Source organism: Leisingera coralii (assembly GCF_049056525.1).
Taxonomy (GTDB): domain Bacteria; phylum Pseudomonadota; class Alphaproteobacteria; order Rhodobacterales; family Rhodobacteraceae; genus Leisingera; species Leisingera coralii.
Genome location: NZ_JBHUPT010000019.1, coordinates 111,931 through 128,905, shown reverse-complemented (window position 1 = coordinate 128,905; position 16,975 = coordinate 111,931). Strand labels below are relative to the sequence as shown.

Annotated in this window: 21 protein-coding genes; 14 read left to right on the top strand and 7 right to left on the bottom strand. The window is 64.5% G+C overall.

Annotated elements, in window-relative coordinates:
- Positions 1–3 precede the first annotated feature (3 nt).
- Positions 4–663: a hypothetical protein gene (locus tag ACFMBG_RS08465; protein WP_421054271.1), complete on the bottom strand. Its 660-nt coding sequence runs from the start codon at positions 661–663 to the stop codon at positions 4–6.
- Between the two features lie 154 nt (positions 664–817).
- On the opposite strand from ACFMBG_RS08465, the gene ACFMBG_RS08460 reads away from it, so the two are divergent.
- On the top strand, positions 818–1,141 hold the full coding sequence (locus tag ACFMBG_RS08460) for an antibiotic biosynthesis monooxygenase family protein (RefSeq protein ID WP_421054270.1): 324 nt from the start codon (positions 818–820) through the stop codon (positions 1,139–1,141).
- A 105-nt stretch (positions 1,142–1,246) separates the two neighbouring features.
- Entirely contained in the window at positions 1,247–1,654 is a 408-nt protein-coding gene (locus tag ACFMBG_RS08455; protein WP_421054269.1) for a universal stress protein, read from the top strand.
- A gap of 15 nt (positions 1,655–1,669) precedes the next feature.
- Here ACFMBG_RS08455 and ACFMBG_RS08450 read toward each other — a convergent pair whose 3' ends face one another.
- On the bottom strand, positions 1,670–2,272 hold the full coding sequence (locus tag ACFMBG_RS08450; RefSeq protein WP_421054268.1) for a hypothetical protein: 603 nt from the start codon (positions 2,270–2,272) through the stop codon (positions 1,670–1,672).
- Positions 2,273–2,426: 154 nt separating this feature from the next.
- Between ACFMBG_RS08450 and ACFMBG_RS08445 the strand changes: the two genes are divergently transcribed.
- Complete coding sequence (locus ACFMBG_RS08445) at positions 2,427–2,687, top strand: TFIIB-type zinc ribbon-containing protein (protein WP_421054267.1); 261 nt, start codon at positions 2,427–2,429, stop codon at positions 2,685–2,687.
- 75 nt (positions 2,688–2,762) lie between these two features.
- Here the strand turns inward: ACFMBG_RS08445 and ACFMBG_RS08440 are convergent, their stop codons facing one another.
- On the bottom strand, positions 2,763–3,230 hold the full coding sequence (locus ACFMBG_RS08440; RefSeq protein ID WP_421054266.1) for an aminoacyl-tRNA deacylase: 468 nt from the start codon (positions 3,228–3,230) through the stop codon (positions 2,763–2,765).
- Between the two features lie 313 nt (positions 3,231–3,543).
- On the opposite strand from ACFMBG_RS08440, the gene ettA reads away from it, so the two are divergent.
- From ettA to ACFMBG_RS08415, 5 genes are all read left to right on the top strand, one after another.
- The gene (gene ettA / locus ACFMBG_RS08435) at positions 3,544–5,199 is read left to right on the top strand and encodes an energy-dependent translational throttle protein EttA (RefSeq protein ID WP_421054265.1); all 1,656 of its coding nucleotides are present in this window, start codon (positions 3,544–3,546) and stop codon (positions 5,197–5,199) included.
- Positions 5,196–5,807 (top strand): DMP19 family protein, encoded by a 612-nt coding sequence (locus ACFMBG_RS08430; RefSeq protein WP_421054264.1) that lies wholly within the window; start codon positions 5,196–5,198, stop codon positions 5,805–5,807. Before ettA ends, ACFMBG_RS08430 begins: the two co-directional genes overlap by 4 nt.
- A gap of 312 nt (positions 5,808–6,119) precedes the next feature.
- Positions 6,120–6,491, top strand: coding sequence for an eCIS core domain-containing protein (locus ACFMBG_RS08425; RefSeq protein ID WP_421054263.1), 372 nt, complete (start codon positions 6,120–6,122; stop codon positions 6,489–6,491).
- A gap of 181 nt (positions 6,492–6,672) precedes the next feature.
- Positions 6,673–6,894, top strand: a complete 222-nt coding sequence (locus ACFMBG_RS08420) for a hypothetical protein (protein WP_421054262.1) — start codon at positions 6,673–6,675, stop codon at positions 6,892–6,894.
- Between the two features lie 216 nt (positions 6,895–7,110).
- The gene (locus ACFMBG_RS08415; RefSeq protein WP_421054261.1) at positions 7,111–7,314 is read left to right on the top strand and encodes a hypothetical protein; all 204 of its coding nucleotides are present in this window, start codon (positions 7,111–7,113) and stop codon (positions 7,312–7,314) included.
- 38 nt (positions 7,315–7,352) lie between these two features.
- On the opposite strand, the gene trxC is transcribed toward ACFMBG_RS08415, so the two are convergent.
- Complete coding sequence (trxC, locus tag ACFMBG_RS08410; RefSeq protein ID WP_421054260.1) at positions 7,353–7,778, bottom strand: thioredoxin TrxC; 426 nt, start codon at positions 7,776–7,778, stop codon at positions 7,353–7,355.
- A 194-nt stretch (positions 7,779–7,972) separates the two neighbouring features.
- On the opposite strand from trxC, the gene ACFMBG_RS08405 reads away from it, so the two are divergent.
- Together ACFMBG_RS08405 and ACFMBG_RS08400 are read left to right on the top strand one after the other, a co-directional pair.
- On the top strand, positions 7,973–8,545 hold the full coding sequence (locus ACFMBG_RS08405) for a L,D-transpeptidase (RefSeq protein ID WP_421054259.1): 573 nt from the start codon (positions 7,973–7,975) through the stop codon (positions 8,543–8,545).
- Positions 8,546–8,754: 209 nt separating this feature from the next.
- Positions 8,755–8,964 carry a cold-shock protein gene (locus ACFMBG_RS08400; protein WP_264212472.1) on the top strand — a complete coding sequence of 70 codons (210 nt, stop codon included), beginning with the start codon at positions 8,755–8,757 and terminating at the stop codon, positions 8,962–8,964.
- Positions 8,965–9,022: 58 nt separating this feature from the next.
- Here the strand turns inward: ACFMBG_RS08400 and ACFMBG_RS08395 are convergent, their stop codons facing one another.
- Positions 9,023–9,664: an arylesterase gene (locus tag ACFMBG_RS08395; protein ID WP_421054258.1), complete on the bottom strand. Its 642-nt coding sequence runs from the start codon at positions 9,662–9,664 to the stop codon at positions 9,023–9,025.
- A gap of 48 nt (positions 9,665–9,712) precedes the next feature.
- Between ACFMBG_RS08395 and ACFMBG_RS08390 the strand changes: the two genes are divergently transcribed.
- Both ACFMBG_RS08390 and ACFMBG_RS08385 read left to right on the top strand, forming a co-directional pair.
- On the top strand, positions 9,713–10,417 hold the full coding sequence (locus tag ACFMBG_RS08390) for an ABC transporter ATP-binding protein (RefSeq protein ID WP_421054257.1): 705 nt from the start codon (positions 9,713–9,715) through the stop codon (positions 10,415–10,417).
- Positions 10,414–12,939, top strand: coding sequence for an ABC transporter permease (locus ACFMBG_RS08385; RefSeq protein WP_421054256.1), 2,526 nt, complete (start codon positions 10,414–10,416; stop codon positions 12,937–12,939). Before ACFMBG_RS08390 ends, ACFMBG_RS08385 begins: the two co-directional genes overlap by 4 nt.
- A 17-nt stretch (positions 12,940–12,956) precedes the next feature.
- Here ACFMBG_RS08385 and ACFMBG_RS08380 read toward each other — a convergent pair whose 3' ends face one another.
- Positions 12,957–13,406: an RrF2 family transcriptional regulator gene (locus ACFMBG_RS08380; RefSeq protein WP_174147302.1), complete on the bottom strand. Its 450-nt coding sequence runs from the start codon at positions 13,404–13,406 to the stop codon at positions 12,957–12,959.
- A gap of 101 nt (positions 13,407–13,507) precedes the next feature.
- Between ACFMBG_RS08380 and ACFMBG_RS08375 the strand changes: the two genes are divergently transcribed.
- Both ACFMBG_RS08375 and ACFMBG_RS08370 read left to right on the top strand, forming a co-directional pair.
- Entirely contained in the window at positions 13,508–14,083 is a 576-nt protein-coding gene (locus ACFMBG_RS08375) for a gamma-glutamylcyclotransferase family protein (protein WP_421054255.1), read from the top strand.
- The gene (locus ACFMBG_RS08370) at positions 14,076–15,269 is read left to right on the top strand and encodes a DUF2254 domain-containing protein (protein WP_421054254.1); all 1,194 of its coding nucleotides are present in this window, start codon (positions 14,076–14,078) and stop codon (positions 15,267–15,269) included. The genes ACFMBG_RS08375 and ACFMBG_RS08370 overlap by 8 nt, the downstream gene beginning before the upstream one ends.
- 266 nt (positions 15,270–15,535) lie before the next feature.
- Here ACFMBG_RS08370 and gltX read toward each other — a convergent pair whose 3' ends face one another.
- Complete coding sequence (gltX, locus tag ACFMBG_RS08365) at positions 15,536–16,861, bottom strand: glutamate--tRNA ligase (protein ID WP_421054253.1); 1,326 nt, start codon at positions 16,859–16,861, stop codon at positions 15,536–15,538.
- Between the last annotated feature and the right edge of the window lie 114 nt (positions 16,862–16,975).

Genomic DNA, 16,975 nt, shown 5'->3' with positions numbered 1-16,975 from the left:
GGTTCAGAACTTCTGCCACAGGCCCAGTTTCAGGCCAAGGCTGCGCTGGCCCGCCTGGCGGTATTCCAGCCCGATCAACAGCTCCCGCCGATGCTTCAGCGGGTAGCGCAGCGCAGGTGTAACCGTATAGGAAAACTGGCCGCCGTCCGGCTTGGAGGCCTCGGCCTGCAGCATCGGCGCCGCCTTGCCGGGGCGGTTCAGGCCGATTGTGGTGTCCAGCTTCCAGATCGCTTCCTGGCCGCTGTTGCGCAGTTCATAAGCGGCGTCAATCGCCAGCCAGCCGCTGCCGCGGCCGGTTTTGATACTGCGCCCGTAGGATAGGGTGGTTTTCTGCATCAGCTGCCAGAGACCGCGGACATGATTGCCGCCTGCCCCAGCCTCAACAGCAAGCCGGTAGCGGTCGCCCTTGCGCAGCGGCAGCCGCGCAAAGACCAGCGCGTGGCCGGACACATCCGCGGTCTGGCTCAGATCGACACCGAGGGTGAGCTTGGGGCTTATCCCGTAAGCGCCGTAATAGCCCAGTTCGTGCTCTGTGGTGCTGCCAGTGTGCCGGTAGGTGGCGCTGGCCGATGCAAAGCCCTGCCCGGGGTGTTCCAGCCACGCCCCGCCAGCCGCCGGCTGGGCCAGCGCCAGGGCAAGAGCAGCGGCAAAGGCAGGTTTCATCCCAAGGCCTCAGGTTGGCGTGCGCAAACGGTTTCGACTTATGGTTAAAGTTGTGTTAACTGGTGTGAAAGATCCATATAAGTGCATACACCAAAAAACGCGTGCGCTTTCAGCGCGAACAGGCGTAGGCTGGGGGGAGTGAACGGAGGAGCCAATGCCAAAAATAGCAAAAACCGCTGATATCCAGACCGTTATCACCACCTTCGAGATGACGCCAGGGACCTGCCAGGACCTGCTGGAGGCGCTGGAGGACGCCTATTCCGAGTTCATCTCCAAACAGCCCGGCTTCATTTCGGCCGGCTTGCATGTGAATGACGCCCAGACCCGCATCGCCAATTATTCGCAATGGCGCCGCCGCGAGGATTTCATGGCGATGCTGCGCAGCCCGGAAATGCGCGAGCGCAACCGAAAGATCAATGAGCTGTGCCGCAGCTTTGAGCCGGTGATGTACGACGTGGCGGAGGTCTTTGGCTCCTGACCCCCGGCCCCATTGCGCAGGTCAGTGCCCGCCTTGACCCGGGTCAAGGCAGGCAGCCGCGGGCGCGGCTACTCTGGAGCAGGTTTCAAACAATGGAGGCAACCTATGTATCATAATGTTCTGGTGCCGATTTCCTTTGATCCGGAACGGGATGTGACCGGACCGCTGAAAGTGGCGCGGCTGCTGTCAGCACCGGGGGCCAAGGTCACGCTGCTGCATGTGATCGAACAGGTTCCGGCCTATGCGATCTCCTATATCCCGGCGGATTTCCTGGATGACACCCGCAAGGCACTGCAGGCGGAACTGGACGGGCTGGCGCAGACCCTGCCCAATGCCGAAGGTGTGCTGGTGGAGGGCCATTCCGGCCGCACCATCCTGGACTGGGCGGAGCAGAACAAGCCTGATCTGATCATCCTCGCCTCGCACCGTCCGTCGATGCAGGACCTGCTGTGGGGGTCGACGTCGGGCCATGTCGTGCGCCACGCGTCCTGCGCGGTGCACGTGGTGCGCTGAGGCGGGACCCGGGGATCAGGCCGGAACCGCCTTTTTCAGGAACTGCCAGGCCAGCCGGATCGCGGCGCCGGGCAGCATCGCGGAGCGCAGCAGCACCTTGTTGGAGTTCACCGCTTCGGCAATGCGGGCGTAATGAACCTGTTTGTTCGCAGGCGACCGCAGCAGGATCGTTTCGGCCTGCTGCATCGCCCGTTCCGTCTGCCGCTTGATCTGCGGCACCGCGGCAGGCTTCACCGCCCGGTAGAAATTCAGCCCCTTGCGCACAGGTTTTTGCGCCGGGTCGAGGTTCTGTTTCACGGCCTGCGTCAGGGTTTCCTCAACCAGCACCAGCGCCTTGGCTGCTTCCGCATAGGCCTGGTTGCTGTCCAGCTTCTGCGCGGCCAGCTTGTAGGTGTGGCGGAAACAGTCGAATTTGTAGACTTGCGGCAGCTCGCTGCAGCGGTCGAAGCCGCGGGTCAACGTGGTGACAACCGCCCGCGTGGCCCGCGAGCTCAGCCCGCTGCTCTGGCCGCCGCCGCTATCACCGCCGCCGCCGCCGCCTTCACCGCCCCTGGCATAGGCCGGGGCCGCCGCAAGGATCAGGGTCAGGAGCCCCGCCTGAATGGTTTTGCTGCTCATCTTTGCCTCCTTGATTTGAAGGCAGCTTACCACGCGTCAGCTTTCCTGAAATGGGCGGAAACCCGCAAAATCCGTGTTTTTTGCGCTGGCTTTGTCTTGCGCAGCGCAGCTGCACTGCCCACGTGAAGTGCAGGAGTTGAGCAAGGAGAAGCAGATGCAGTGCCCGATTGACGGAACCACTCTGGTCATGGCCGACCGCGCCGGGGTGGAGATCGATTATTGCCCGCAGTGCCGGGGCGTCTGGCTGGACCGGGGCGAATTGGACAAGATCATCGAGCGCTCCGTCCAGCCCGCGCAGGCCGCACCGCCGCCGCAGCGCCATGAGGACCGCGGCGGCCATCACGACCCGCGCTACAGCAAGCCGTACAAGAAAAAGAGCAAGAAGAACTTCCTGGAAGATCTGTTCGATTTCTGACGCACCGGCAGGCGCCGCCCCGGTGATCGGGGCAGCTGGCCGATTGCTCAGAAGTACGGGCCGCTGACGCGCGCGTCAGTGGACCGTGCAGAAGGAGCCGTGCTTGGCGTCCTTCATCAGGGTGTCGAAATCGTCACCCTTCATTTCGATCAGCGTCTTGTGGTCGCCGGCCTCGAACCAGACCTTGTCGAGCCCGGTCAGGCTGTCGTCGATCACGGTGGGCACATGATAAGCCGCGCCAACGCAAGGCGCCGCGCCCGGGTCGCAGTCGTCAAAGACCTGGTTCAGTTCATGTTCCGGCGCCAGACCGAGGCGGCGGTCCATCATCGTTTGCAGCGCGTGCAGGTCAACCGTCTGGTTGGACGGCACCACGGCCAGAACCGGGCCTTCTTCCATGTGGATGAGCACTGACTTGGCCAGGTGATCCCCCGGCACATGCGCCGATTCCGCGCATTCTGCCGCAGTTGCGGTATAGGGGTGGCGGACGGTGCCGAACGGCAGGCCCTGTGCCTCGAGATGATGTTTCAGGCGTGAGGCGATCATCGTGGGGTCCTCCTGTGCTGTGAAGGCCCCCCGGCCGCTCTGGCTCAGGTCTGCGCCGCCATAAGGCCGGTGCGGCCCGTTTTCCGGCGGCATCTTCAGGTCTGGGCGCGGCAAACGGCAATCCGGGGCGCCCTCGTGTTTCTGGTGCCTTTCAGTCTGCGCCCGAAGGGGTGAGTCGGGCAAGGGCGGGCTGCGCCCCCCCCCTTTCTGCGGTCCGGACACGCTCCGCGAAGCACTGCATCCCTCATTGCCCCGCCTGCGCCCTTCGGCTATCACACCAGCCAGCAAATTTCCCCCTTAACGGAGCAATCAGATGGCCTCCTACCAGTACGTCTACCACATGCAGGGTGTCTCCAAGACCTACCCGGGTGGCAAGAAATGTTTTGAAAATATCCACCTCTCCTTCCTGCCCGGTGTGAAGATCGGTGTGGTCGGCGTCAACGGCGCCGGTAAGTCCACCCTGATGAAGATCATGGCCGGCCTCGACAAGGATTTCACCGGCGAGGCCTGGGCTGCAGAAGGCGCCAAGGTCGGCTACCTGCCGCAGGAACCGCAGCTGGACGAAAACCTGACCGTGCGCGAAAACGTCATGCTGGGCGTGCAGGCCAAGAAGGACATCCTGGACCGCTACAACGAGCTGGCGATGAACTACTCGGACGAGACCGCCGAGGAGATGGCCAAGCTGCAGGACGAGATCGACGCCCAGAACCTGTGGGACCTGGACAGCCAGGTGGACGTGTCGATGGAGGCGCTGCGCTGCCCGCCGGACGATGCGATGCCCGCCAACCTCTCGGGTGGTGAGCGCCGCCGCGTGGCGCTGTGCAAGCTGCTGCTGGAAGCGCCCGACATGCTGCTGCTCGACGAACCGACCAACCACCTCGACGCCGAGACCATCGCCTGGCTGCAGCAGCACCTGATCGACTACAAGGGCACCATCCTGTGTGTCACCCACGACCGCTACTTCCTGGATGACATCACCGGCTGGATCCTGGAACTCGACCGCGGCCGCGGCATTCCCTACGAGGGCAATTATTCCGCCTGGCTGGAGCAGAAGGCCAAGCGGCTGGAGCAGGAAGCCCGCGAGGACAAGGCCAAGCAGAAGACGCTGGAGCGCGAGCTGGAGTGGATGCGCCAGGGCCAGAAAGCCCGCCAGGCCAAGTCCAAGGCGCGTATTGCCGCCTATAACGAGATGGCGTCGCAGTCCGAACGCGAGAAGGTCGGCCGCGCCCAGATCGTCATCCCCAGCGGCCCGCGCCTTGGTTCCAAGGTGATCGAGGTCAACGGCCTCGCCAAGCACTATGGCGACAAGCAGCTGATCGAAGGCCTGAACTTCTCGCTGCCGCCGGGCGGCATTGTCGGCGTGATCGGCCCCAACGGCGCCGGTAAATCGACCCTGTTCAAGATGCTGACCGGCCAGGAGCAGCCCGACGAGGGCTCTGTTGAGTACGGCGACACCGTGAAGCTGTCCTATGTCGACCAGTCGCGCGACGATCTGAACGACAACGACACCGTGTGGGAAGCAATCTCCGGCGGCGCCGAGATCATCGAGCTGGGCGACGCGCAGGTCAATTCCCGCGCCTATTGCTCCTCCTTCAACTTCAAGGGCGGCGACCAGCAGAAGAAACTGTCGCTGCTCTCAGGTGGTGAGCGCAACCGGGTGCACATGGCGCGGCTGCTGAAAGAGGGCGGCAACGTGCTGCTGCTCGACGAACCGACCAACGATTTGGACGTGGAAACCCTGCGGGCATTGGAAGACGCGCTGGTCGATTTCGCCGGCTGCGCCGTGGTGATCTCGCACGACCGTTTCTTCCTCGACCGGATCTGTACCCACATCCTGGCCTTTGAGGGCGATGCGCATGTGGAGTGGTTCGAGGGCAACTTCGAAGACTACGAAGAGGACAAGAAGCGCCGTCTGGGTCCCGACGCGCTGGAGCCCAAGCGCCTGAAGCACAAGAAGTTTGCGCGGTGAACTGGCTGAAACGGCTTTTGGCAGGAAACCAATTGACCCTGCCGAAGCCAACAATCCGGGAGGCAGATTTTCTGTCTCCCGAAACTGACCTCGACCTGAGGATCGAAGATTACTACGACAGGCTTCTCGGGGAATCTGCCTCAGAAGAAGTCTGGGCCGCACTGGAAGCCTTCAAACTGGACACGCTTAGGGAACTGGTTTCCAAGGGGCTGATGACCGAAGGGCAAATGATCTTTTTCTGCTTGGAGTACTTCCGCGCCCAGATCTTGAACGGAGGATTCCTGCAATTCATGGGGAATGCAGGTTACATGTCAGCTGACGTTGTCTCCTGCTTAAGGAAGCTCAACCAAAAAGAACTAGCTGACGATGTGGAGCGCGTGGCTAAGGATATTGCCCCTATTCTGAGGCACCTTGATACGGTCCCGGGGGACGCGCGCAATAGTGCCTTTCGTTCAGCAATGAGACGCGCCAGCACCGAAATGAAAGACACAATGCTCCGCTCCGCAGCGGGGCAACGCCTGGAAGCTGAAACCATTGTGCACAGCCTGGCACTTCAAATGGTAAAATATATTGAAAGCCATCCGGAAGAATTCTGCATAGCTGATTGAATTGACGGCCTGTACCTGCCGCTGGAATAATTCGCTAGCCTGTTTCGAGAACGACCTTGCTGGCGAACTACGCTGCGCAACACAAGGCCCGAGCCTGACCTTGGGAGGGCGCGAATGCGCCTTCGCCATGCTGAAAGCATGCCTCCGGCATGACGGGAAGGTCTGGCGCGGGCCGTGCCACTTCGTGACACGCCCCCAATGGGGCAAAAGCTAGCCGCCCTTCCCCATTTCGCCTTTCCGCCAACCTGCGCTACCCTCACCTCAGGCGCCCGGCGCGCCCTTGGTTGATTAAAGCGTTGGAAAGGATCCCGCATGGCTTTGAAACCGGAAGAGGTGAAGGCAGAGGTTGAGGCGACCAAGGGCAAAAAGGCCAAGCGCAAGAAGCTCAAGACCGCACCGGAGGGCACCACGGAAAAGAAGCTGCCCGGAGACCTTCGCAAGGGGCTGGAGGCGCATTTCGGCGGCAATCTGGGCAAGGTGCGGGTGCACAGCGGCGGCAATGCCAAGGACGTCTGCAAGGAGCTGAAGGCCCGCGCCTTCACCGTGGGCAACGACATCTTTGTGATGAAGCCCGCCTTTGCCAAGGACACGGCGTTTCTGGCGCATGAACTGGCCCATGTGCTGCAGCAGGGCAAGGGCAAGATGCCCAAGGCCAAGGACGGCCAGGCGCTGACCTCGAAATAGGCCGCTGCCAGCGCCGCGGGGCGTATGGCCGCGAAAATGGCCCGGTCTCCGGCGCTGGCGCGGCAAAAGCTTTTCGCAATGTTTACGCATTTTGAACACATTCCCCTGCAGGATGTTCCGGAGGCAACCGGTTGCAACCGGGTCAGGAGGATCCGGCCGGCGCAGCAGAACAGGAGGCGTGATGGCTTGGGCAGGCATTTTCCTTGGAATGATTGCAGGGCTGTGCGCCGCGGTGCTTGGGTATGCAGCGCTGGGGCTGCCGGTCTGGCTCAGCCTGCTGATGTATCCGGCGGCCGGCACCGCGGTGGCAATTCTGGCGGTCGTCACGCTGGCCTGGCGGGGCACTGCCGCCATGGCTGACACCCGGGCGGAGTCCCGGAGGTCAAAGACAGCCGCGGCCTGAAACTGCGTGGCGGCAAAAGGCGCCAGAACCGCAGTTTTACCACCAAAGGCATAGCTGAACGCGTAAATCTCCACCTATAAGGCATCTGCCCTAGCCTTTTGCACAGTTGTTTCCTGAAGCTTGGATTTCTACTCTAATCGGGGGACCAAGACGCATTGGGGACAAAGCATGGCATGGGTAGGATCAGTCATAGGTGCGATCGCAGGCTTGGGCCTGATGCTCGCAGCTATCTTCCTTGGCGGCTGGCCCGTTTGGCTCGCAGCCCTGCTTTACCCCTTTGCCGCCGCACTCCTTGCGGTGACCGTGGTCGCCGCTCTGTATTGGCGCAGCAGCCGCCGGGAAAGCGGCGGCAGTGAGTACAGCGCAAAGACCAGCCGCACGCCGCATAAACCGCGCGGGCTGGTACAGCGCCTGTTCTGACCGTTTACGGCCCTACCGGGAAGCAGGCGCACCGCGCCTCAGCTGCGGACCCAGCCCACAATCTGCCCCTGCCGCATGGCGCCTGCCTGGCGCTTCTTTTCCTTGCCGCGCTCAAAGGCCACCAGGGTGGGAATGCCGCGGATCCGGTAGCGGGCGCCTGTGGACGGGTGGGCCTGGGTATCGAGCTTGACCAGCCGTGCCTGGACGCCCAGCGTCCTGGCCGCCTTGGCAAACTCCGGCGCCATGGACCGGCAGGGTCCGCACCAGGGCGCCCAGAAGTCCGCCACCAGCGGCAGATCATCGTTCTGGACGGCTTTCTGCAGGACCGCGGGATCCACATCCACCGGCTTGCCCGGCAGCAGCGCCGCGCCGCAGGTTGCGCATTTCGGGCCGCGGCCCAGCTTGTCCTCCGGCACCCGGTTCAGCTGGGCACAGGACAGGCAGGTCAGGGTTTTAGCTCCCATGGGATCGGCTCCTCAAGCAGTCCTTCCCCCGTATAGTCAGCCCAAGCCGCTGTGCAAGGCCGCCGGCAGCCGCATTCACAAAGCCGTAACCCGTCTCTGCAACACTTGTGCGGCCTGCGCGGGAAACCCGTTGACCGGACGCGGTTCCCGCCGGAAGATGAAATGAGATGCACCAGACGTTCGGGGGTATGGCCATGTTTTCACGCCGGAAGATTCTGAGCACGGGCACTGCGGCTGCCGCGGCCTCTTTGCTGCCGCTGCCTGCCCTGGCCCGGAAAAAGGACCCGGTGGTTTTTGACCCTGCACCACAGGAAGTCCGGATCAAAAAGGGTTTTGCCCCGGGCCAGATCCTGGTGCTGCCGCGGTCCTATTATCTCTATTTGGTGACCGACAAGCGCAAGGCGATCCGCTATGGCGTCGGCGTCGGCAAGGCCGGGCTGGAGTTCACCGGCCAGGCGGTGATCGAACGCAAGAAGGTCTGGCCCACCTGGCGCCCCACCGACGAGATGATCGAGCGCGACCCCAAGGCCTATGCCAAATTCATCGACAACGAATACATCCAGCCGGGCGGGCCGGACAATCCGCTGGGCGCCCGGGCGCTGTACCTGTTCCAGAACGGCGTCGACACCTATTTCCGGATCCACGGCACCAACCAGCCGCAGACCATCGGCCATTCGGTGTCAAACGGCTGTATCCGAATGCTGAACGAGCATGTAGTGGACCTGTACGAACGGGTGCCGCTCGGCACGGTTGTGACGGTGCTTTAGGCGCCGGCCTGCGGGATATTGCCGCGAAACCCTGCGTCACACCTCATTTTTCTTGCACCAAAGGGGATTCGCCCCCAATTCTGTCACGGCGATGTTACGCGAATGCCATCACTGTACCTCACCTGGCGCGGTCATGATCATCTGCAAACCTTGCCGGACTGCCGCATGACGCGGGCAGAGAACTGAAGACGACTTAGGAGTACACGACGATGGCCACAGGCACCGTCAAATGGTTCAACACCACCAAAGGCTATGGCTTTATTGCACCCGATGATGGCGGCAAGGACATTTTTGTCCACATTTCCGCGGTTGAACGTTCCGGGCTGACCGGCCTGGCGGACAATCAGAAAGTGACCTACGAGCTGCGCGCAGGCCGCGACGGCCGTGAATCCGCTGTGGATATCGCGCTGGTCTCCTGATCCGGATCTTCCGATCTGCTTTGAGAGTTTCAAACAGCCCTGACTGACGGGGCTGTTTTCACTTGCCGATCGCCTCGATCAGCTGCAGGGCCGCCGGCCCGATGGCCGCAGCATTCAGCGCAACGCCGCGGGCGTTGGGGTGGATACCGTCATCCTGCATGAAAGCTTGCGCTGCCGCCGGGTCTCCGCCCGCTTCCGCAGCCATGCCCGCAAAGGCATCCGGATGCAGCACTGCGCCGAACTGCGACGCCAGCTCCGGATAGATCGCGTCAAATGCCTCCTTGTACTCGGGCCCGTAGTTTCCCGGCGCCTTCATGCCGACCAGCAAGGTTTCGATGCCCTTGGCTTCTGCCGCCTCCAGGATGCGGGTCAGGTTGGCGCGCGCCTCCTCCGGATCCAGCCCGCGCAGCAGGTCATTGCCGCCCAGAAGCACGATCAGCCCGTCAGGATTGTCCGACAGCGTCCACTCGGCGCGCTCGGCCCCGCCTGCAGTGGTGTCACCGGAGACACCGGCGTTTTGCAGGACAACTTCGGCGCCGTTTTCGTTCAGCCAGCGCTCCAGCTGCGGCACCAGCCCCTGGCCCTGCGGCAGCCCGTAGCCCTGCACCAGGCTGTCCCCCAGCGCGGTGATCCGCAGCGGTGCGGCCCAGGCAGCACCCGTAAAAAGCAGCAAACTCAACAGTGCCAGTATCTTGCGCATCGCCGCAAACACTCCATATCCGAAAGGTGGATCCAACAGGCAGGCCCGATGACCGAGAAAAGCAGCCCCGTTCTTCATCTCTTAGATGCGTCTTTGACCCTCAATAGCAATACCGGCCCGGTGGAGATTTTGCACGCAATCTCGCTGGACGTGCGGCAGGGCGAGACCTTGGGGCTGGTGGGGCCGTCCGGATCCGGCAAGTCGTCGCTGCTGATGCTGATGGGCGGGCTGGAGCAGGCGACCGGCGGCAAGGTGGCTGCCTTGGGCGCGGATCTGACCGCGATGGATGAGGACGCGCTGGCGCGGTTCCGGCGCAACAACATGGGGGTGGTGTTCCAGAGCTTTCACCTGATCCCCACCATGACCGCGCTGGAGAATGTGGCGACGCCGTTGGAGCTGGCGGGCGTCAAGGATGCCTTTGACCGCGCCCAGGCAGAATTGGAGGCCGTGGGCCTTGGCCACCGGGCCGGCCACTTCCCGGCGCAGATGTCGGGCGGCGAGCAGCAGCGGGTAGCGCTGGCCCGCGCCCTGGCGCCGCGGCCTGCGATCCTGCTGGCGGATGAGCCGACCGGCAACCTGGATGAGGCCAATGGCGAAGCGGTGATGGACCTGCTGTTTGGCTTGCGCGACCGCTATGGCGCGACGCTGGTCATGGTCACCCATGCGCCGGAACTGGCAGCACGCTGCGACCGGGTAGTCCGGCTGCGCGACGGCCGCATCGACGGGGACGCGGCGCGCGAGGCGGCGGAATGAATGCCGCTGCCCTCCGCCTTGCCTGGCGCTTTGCCCTGCGGGAGCTGCGCGGCGGCCTGAAGGGCTTCCGCATTTTCCTGGCGTGCCTGGCGCTGGGGGTTGGGGTGATCGCCGCCATTGGCTCGATCCGCGCCTCCATCGAAACCGGGCTGGAGCGCGAGGGCGCCACGATCCTGGGCGGCGATGCGGAGCTGAATTTCACCTACCGGTTTGCCAATGAGGATGAGCTTGCCTGGGTGGAGCGGACCGCGGCCCGCTATTCCGGGATTGCCGAATTCCGCTCGATGGCCACGGTGGGCGAGGAACGCGGGCTGACGCAGGTGAAGGCTGTGGACGGTCTCTACCCCTTGAAGGGGGAAATGAAGCTGGCCCCTGACATGCCGCTGGAAAGGGCACTGGCGGGCGCGGAGGGCTTGCCCGGTGCGGTGATGGACCGGGTGCTGGCCGACCGTCTGGGCTTGCAGCCGGGCGACAGCTTCCGGCTGGGCACCCAGGACTTCACACTGACAGCGATGATCGCTCTGGAACCTGATGCCGCGGCCTCCGGTTTTGAGCTGGGGCCGCGCACCATGGTCAGGACTGAGGATCTGGCCGGGTCCGGCCTGCTGGAACCGGGTACGCTGTTTGACACCAAATACCGGATGGAGCTGCCTGCGGGCAGTGATCTGAACTCGCTGCAGGCAGAGGCCGAGGGGCTGTTCGAGACCACCGGCATGCGCTGGCGGGATGCCCGGAACGGCGCGCCGGGGATCACCACCTTTGTCGAGCGGCTGGGCGGGTTCCTCGTGCTGGTGGGCCTGTCCGGCCTGGCGGTGGGCGGTGTTGGCGTCTCTGCCGCGGTGCGTGCCTATCTGGCGACCAAGACCGCCACCATTGCCACCCTGCGCACGTTGGGGGCGGAGCGGCAGACGATTTTCCTCACCTACTTTCTGCAGATCGGCGCGCTGACGCTGATCGGGGTTGGCATCGGCTTGGTGCTGGGCGGGCTGGGGCCGCTGCTGCTGGGGCCGCTGATTGCGGCGCAGCTGCCTTTTCCGGCGGTGTTCTCCCTCTACCCGTCCGCCCTGGCGGAGGCCGCGATCTATGGCGTGCTGACCGCCTTCATCTTTGCCCTCTGGCCGCTGGCGCGGGCCGAACGCATCCGCGCGGCCTCGCTGTTCCGCGATGCCTTTGCCAGCCGCACCCGGCTGCCCGCGCCGCGCTATTTGCTGGCGACCGCGCTGGCGCTGGCGGCGCTGGTGGGGCTGGCAGCCTGGTTCAGCGGCTCGGCGCAGCTGACGCTGTGGACCGCGGGCGGGCTGATGGGCGCGCTGCTGGTGCTGCTGGTTGCAGCACTTGGTATCGGTTTGCTGGCCCGCCGCAGCACCGCGGCGTCGCGCGGGCGCCCTGCCCTCCGCTGGGCGCTGTCCTCGATCGGCAGCGCACGGGACGGCGCCGTGCCCGCGGTGCTGGCGCTGGGGCTGGGCCTTACCGTGCTGGCGGCCATCGGCCAGATCGACGGCAACATGCGCCGGGCGATTGCCGGCAACCTGCCGGATGTGGCGCCGAGTTACTTCTTTGTCGACATCCAGCGCAGCCAGATGCCCGCTTTCCTGGAGCGGGTGAACAACGATCCCGCCGTGACCCGGGTGGAAAACGCGCCGATGCTGCGCGGGGTGCTGACCCGCATCAACGGCCAGCCCGCCACCGAGGTTGCAGGCGATCACTGGGTGGTGCGCGGCGACCGCGGCATTACCTATGCGGCGGCCCAGCCGGAGAGCACCGAGGTCACCGCCGGCAAGTGGTGGCCGGAGGACTATACCGGCGCGCCGCAGATCAGCTTTGCCGCCGAGGAAGCGGAGGAAATGGGGCTCAGCCTGGGCGATACGCTGACCCTCAACATCCTGGGGCGCGATATCACCGGCACCATCACCAGCTTCCGCAATGTGGATTTCTCCACTGCGGGGATGGGGTTTGTCATGGTGCTGAACGAGTCGGCCCTGGCCGGCGCGCCGCACAGCTTCATCGCCACCGTCTATGCCGAGGAGCAGGCCGAGGCTGCAATCCTGCGCGATCTGGCGCGGGAGATGCCGAATATCACCGCCATCCGCATGCGCGATGCCATCGACCGGGTGTCGGACATCCTGCGCCAGCTGGCCGCCGCCACCGCCTATGGCGCCGCGGCAACGCTGCTGACCGGTTTCCTGGTGCTGCTGGGAACCGCGGCTGCCGGCGAGCCCGCGCGCCGGTATGAGGCGGCGCTGCTGAAAACGCTGGGCGCGCCGCGCAAGCAGATCCTGGCAAGCTTTGCCCTGCGCTCGGCCCTCTTGGGCGCGGCGGCAGGAATGGTTGCCTTGGCTGCCGGCATTGCCGGGGCCTGGGCGATCAATGCCTATGTGTTCGAGACCAGCTATGCGGTGATCTGGCCGAATGCACTGATGGTCATTTCAGGCGGAGTGCTGACAACGCTGCTGGCCGGGCTGGCCTTTGCCCTGCGGCCGCTGGCAGCAAAACCGGCCCGCATCCTGCGGGCCCGCGAATGATCAAAACTGCGGCGGCCTCAGCGGGCGCCGCAGGAAACCGGCTGCAGCAGGCGCATCAGGTCATGGTTGTCGCAGACCAGGGATTCGAGCGAGATATCGTCCAGCGAGGCATAGAAGGCCTGCGCTGCGTCCGCCAGCGCCACCTTGAGGCGGCAGGCATCGGACAGCGGGCAGGTGTTGTCCGCGTCGGCAAAGCACTCCACCATCGGCAGGTTGCCTTCGACATCCCGGAAAACGTCGCCGATCCGGATCTCTGCCGCGGGCTTGCCCAGGTTCATGCCGCCGTTGCGGCCGCGCTGGGTCGCCAGGTAGCCAAGCTGGCTCAGCTGGTTGATCACCTGCGCCAGGTGGTTTTCCGAGATGTTGCAGCATTCGGCGATCTCGGCCTTGGTCACCAAGCGGTCTTCATGGGCGGCGCAATACATCAGCAGCCGCACCGCAATGTTGGTCCTTTTGGTAATCCGCATGGGTTGCTCCCGCAGCTATGGTGCATCGCTTATTGCACACGGCGCCAAAAAGCGGTTTGACATACATCAATAACCGGAATTGCGGCAGAAAGGTGCAGCGGATGACGGCTCCATACTTCTTTGGCTACGGCAGCCTGGTGAACACGGCAACGCATGGCTATGGCGGCGCACAGCCTGCCCGGCTGCGCGGCTGGCGGCGCGCCTGGGTGCATACGGACCTGCGCGAGGTGGCGTTTCTGTCGGCGGTGCCTTGTGACGCCAGCACGATCAGCGGGCTGATTGCCGAGGTGCCCGGGGCCGACTGGGCGGCGCTGGACGAACGCGAGTTCGCCTATGAGCGGCTGCCCGCATCGGACAAGGTGCAGCACGGGCTGGACGGGGCGCCGGAGATTTCCGTCTATGCGGTGGCAGCGGACAAGCAGAATGGCGTCACCGAGCAGCATCCGATTCTGCTGAGCTATCTGGACGTGGTGCTGCAGGGCTATCTGCAGGTGTTCGGCCAGGAAGGCGTGCAGGACTTCATCGCGACCACCGACGGCTGGGACGCCCCCGTCCTGGACGACCGGGCGGCGCCGCGTTATCCGCGCCATCAGCGGCTGAGCCGCACGGAGCGCGCCCTGTTCGACGATCTGATCGACAGAACCGGAGCACGCAGGATAAGCTCGGCGCATGATTGAGCAGAGCCTCCTGTACCTCAGGCGGATTTCCCGCAAGCTCTGGTTCAGGGTGGTTCTGATTTCTGTTCTCTCACTGTTGGCGCTGCTGCTGGCGCCGCTGGCCAAGCCGCTGCTGCCCGACAATCTCAGCGAGGATTTCGGGCGCGAGGCAGTGCTGCCGGTGCTGACGATCCTCGCCTCCGGCATGCTGGCCGTCACCACTTTTTCGCTCAACGTCATGGTCAGCGCCTACCGCACCGCCGCCTCGATGGCGACGCCGCGGGTCTACCGGCTGCTGCTGGAGGATACCGTGACCCACCGGGTGCTGGCGACATTTGTGGGCGGTTTCATCTATTCGCTCAGCGGGGTGATCCTGTTCCGGGCTTGGTATTACACGCCCGAGGGTGCCCTTGTGGTGTTTGGCATCACCATCTTCGTCGTGATCCTGATCGTCGGCGCAATCCTGCGCTGGATTGACCACCTGTCAGGGCTTGGCAGCATGGATCACACGCTGCGGCTGATCGAAGCCCGGACCCGCGACAGCATGCGCGCGCGCTTGAACACCCCCTGCCTAGGCGGCCAATGCTCTGACAGCAGCGGCATTCCGGGTGATGCGGTGGAAATCCCGGCCGCCCGCAGCGGTTTTGTGCGCTTTGCCGGGATGGCCCAGCTGAATGAGTTTGCGGAGGAGGCCGGCACCGAGATCACCCTGACCCGGGCACCGGGTGAGTACATCCTGCGCGGCCAGCCGGTGGCCTGGGCTACGGCTGGAGACAACACGTTCTGCAAGGCAGCCTCCAAGGCGATCGACATCGGCGACGTGCGCAGCTTCGATCAGGACCCGTCCTTCGGCCTCACCCTGCTGGCGGAGACGGCACAGCGGGCGCTGTCGCCGGGCATCAACGACCCGGGTACCGCCGTGGAGGTGATGGGCCGGCTGGGGCGGCTATTGTGGGAGAACATGCCGGCGGATGAAACCAGCAGCACCCGGGAGCCTCAGTTTCCCAATGTGAAAGTGCCGCCAGTCACTGCGCGCCACCTGTTGCGCTGCGCTTTCCCGCCGATCGCCCGCTGCGGCAGCGACTCGCCCTCGGTGATGGGCTGGATGCACAAGTCGCTGCAGGAGCTGGAAAACCACCCCAACCCGGAAATGGCCAAGGCAGCTGCGGAGATGCGCAAGGACCTCGGCAAGGGCAGCGCCGGCTAAGGCTACACTGGCTTTCTCTCCTGCAAACGGCGCCCTCCCGCCTGTTCAGGCGCAGGCAAGCTGCACCATGCTCAGTTGGGCATGGCACCGCGCCGGGGCGCGGTGCTGCGCCGCGCGTCTGCGCGGCGCCCGGCCCAACGGCAGGGGTTGCATCTTTGATGCAGCTCCGGCGGGCGGGAGCGCTTCTGCTGTTTTTCAGCAAAGCGGGACGAAAAAGGGCGGAACCCGCGGCTCCGCCCTTCTGGAATGCCTTGCCGGGGAGCGGATCAGCCGCGCGCCCGGACCTTTTCCATCAGTGCCAGAAGCGCCGACATGTCGGGGCCGCGTTCCATGCCGGTCACGGCCTTGCGGAGCGGCATGAAAAGCCCCTTGCCCTTGCGGCCGGTGGCCTCCTTCACCGCGGCGGTCCACTTGCCCCAGCTTTCGCTGTCATAGGGGCCTTCGGGCAGCAGCGCCATCGCCTCGGCGATGAAATCCTTGTCCTCATCAGCCACCAGCGGCTCGGCGCCGTCACGGCACAGCTCCCACCAGCCGCCGAGGTCCTTGAGCGTGGTGATGTTTTCCTTGGCCATGTCCCAGAAGGCCGCCTGCTTATCAGCCGGGACGCCCAGCGCGTCCACATGGCCTTGCACGGCCTCCAGCGGCAGCGACTGCAGGTAGCGGGCGGTCAGCGGATACAGATCCTCGACATCGAACTTGGTCGGCGCAGCGCCGAAGCGGTTGATGTCGAAACCCTCAACCAGCTCCGCCAGTTCGCTGCGCAGCTCCACCGGATCGGAAGAGCCCAGGCGGGCCATCAGGCTGAGGAGCGCCATCGGCTGCACGCCGGCTTCGCGCAGATCGCGCAAGGCAAGCGTGCCAAGGCGTTTGGACAGCGCCTCGCCCTGCGGGCCGGTCAGCAGCGAATGGTGCGCAAAAGAGGGCACGGAGCCGCCCAGCGCCTCGATGATCTGGATCTGGGTGGCGGTGTTGGTCACATGGTCAGAGCCGCGCACCACGTGGGTCACGCCCATCTCGGTGTCGTCGACCACCGAGGCAAGCGTGTAAAGGAACTGGCCGTCGCCGCGGATCAGCACCGGGTCGGAGACCGAGGCCGCATCGATGGAGATATCGCCGAGTATGCCGTCGGTCCACTCGATCCGCTGATGGTCCAGCTTGAAGCGCCAGACGCCATCGCCGCGCTCAGCGCGCAGGGCGGCTTTCTCGTCCTCGGACAGGTTCAGAGCGGCGCGGTCATAGACCGGCGGCTTGCCCATGTTGAGCTGCTTCTTGCGCTTCAGGTCCAGTTCGGTCGGAGTTTCGAAGGCCTCGTAGAAGCGGCCGATCTCGCGCAGCTTGTCGGCGGCGGCGACGTACCGGTCGAGCCGCTCGGACTGGCGCTCCACCTTGTCCCAGGTCAGGCCCAGCCATTCCAGGTCCTGCTTGATCGCATCGACATATTCTTCCTTGGACCGCTCCGGGTCGGTGTCGTCGATGCGCAGGATGAAGGTGCCGCCGGCCTTGCGGGCGATCAGATAGTTCATCAGCGCGGTGCGCAGGTTGCCAACGTGGATATAGCCGGTCGGCGACGGGGCAAAACGGGTGGTGGTCATCACGAGTCTCCTGTTGCCTTGCCCCTTGTCACATGGGCGGCGGATTGTCCAGTTTCGGCAGTGTTAACGCGCCTGACGGCGCGTGCCTGCGGCGCGAGTATTTGGGGAAAGATG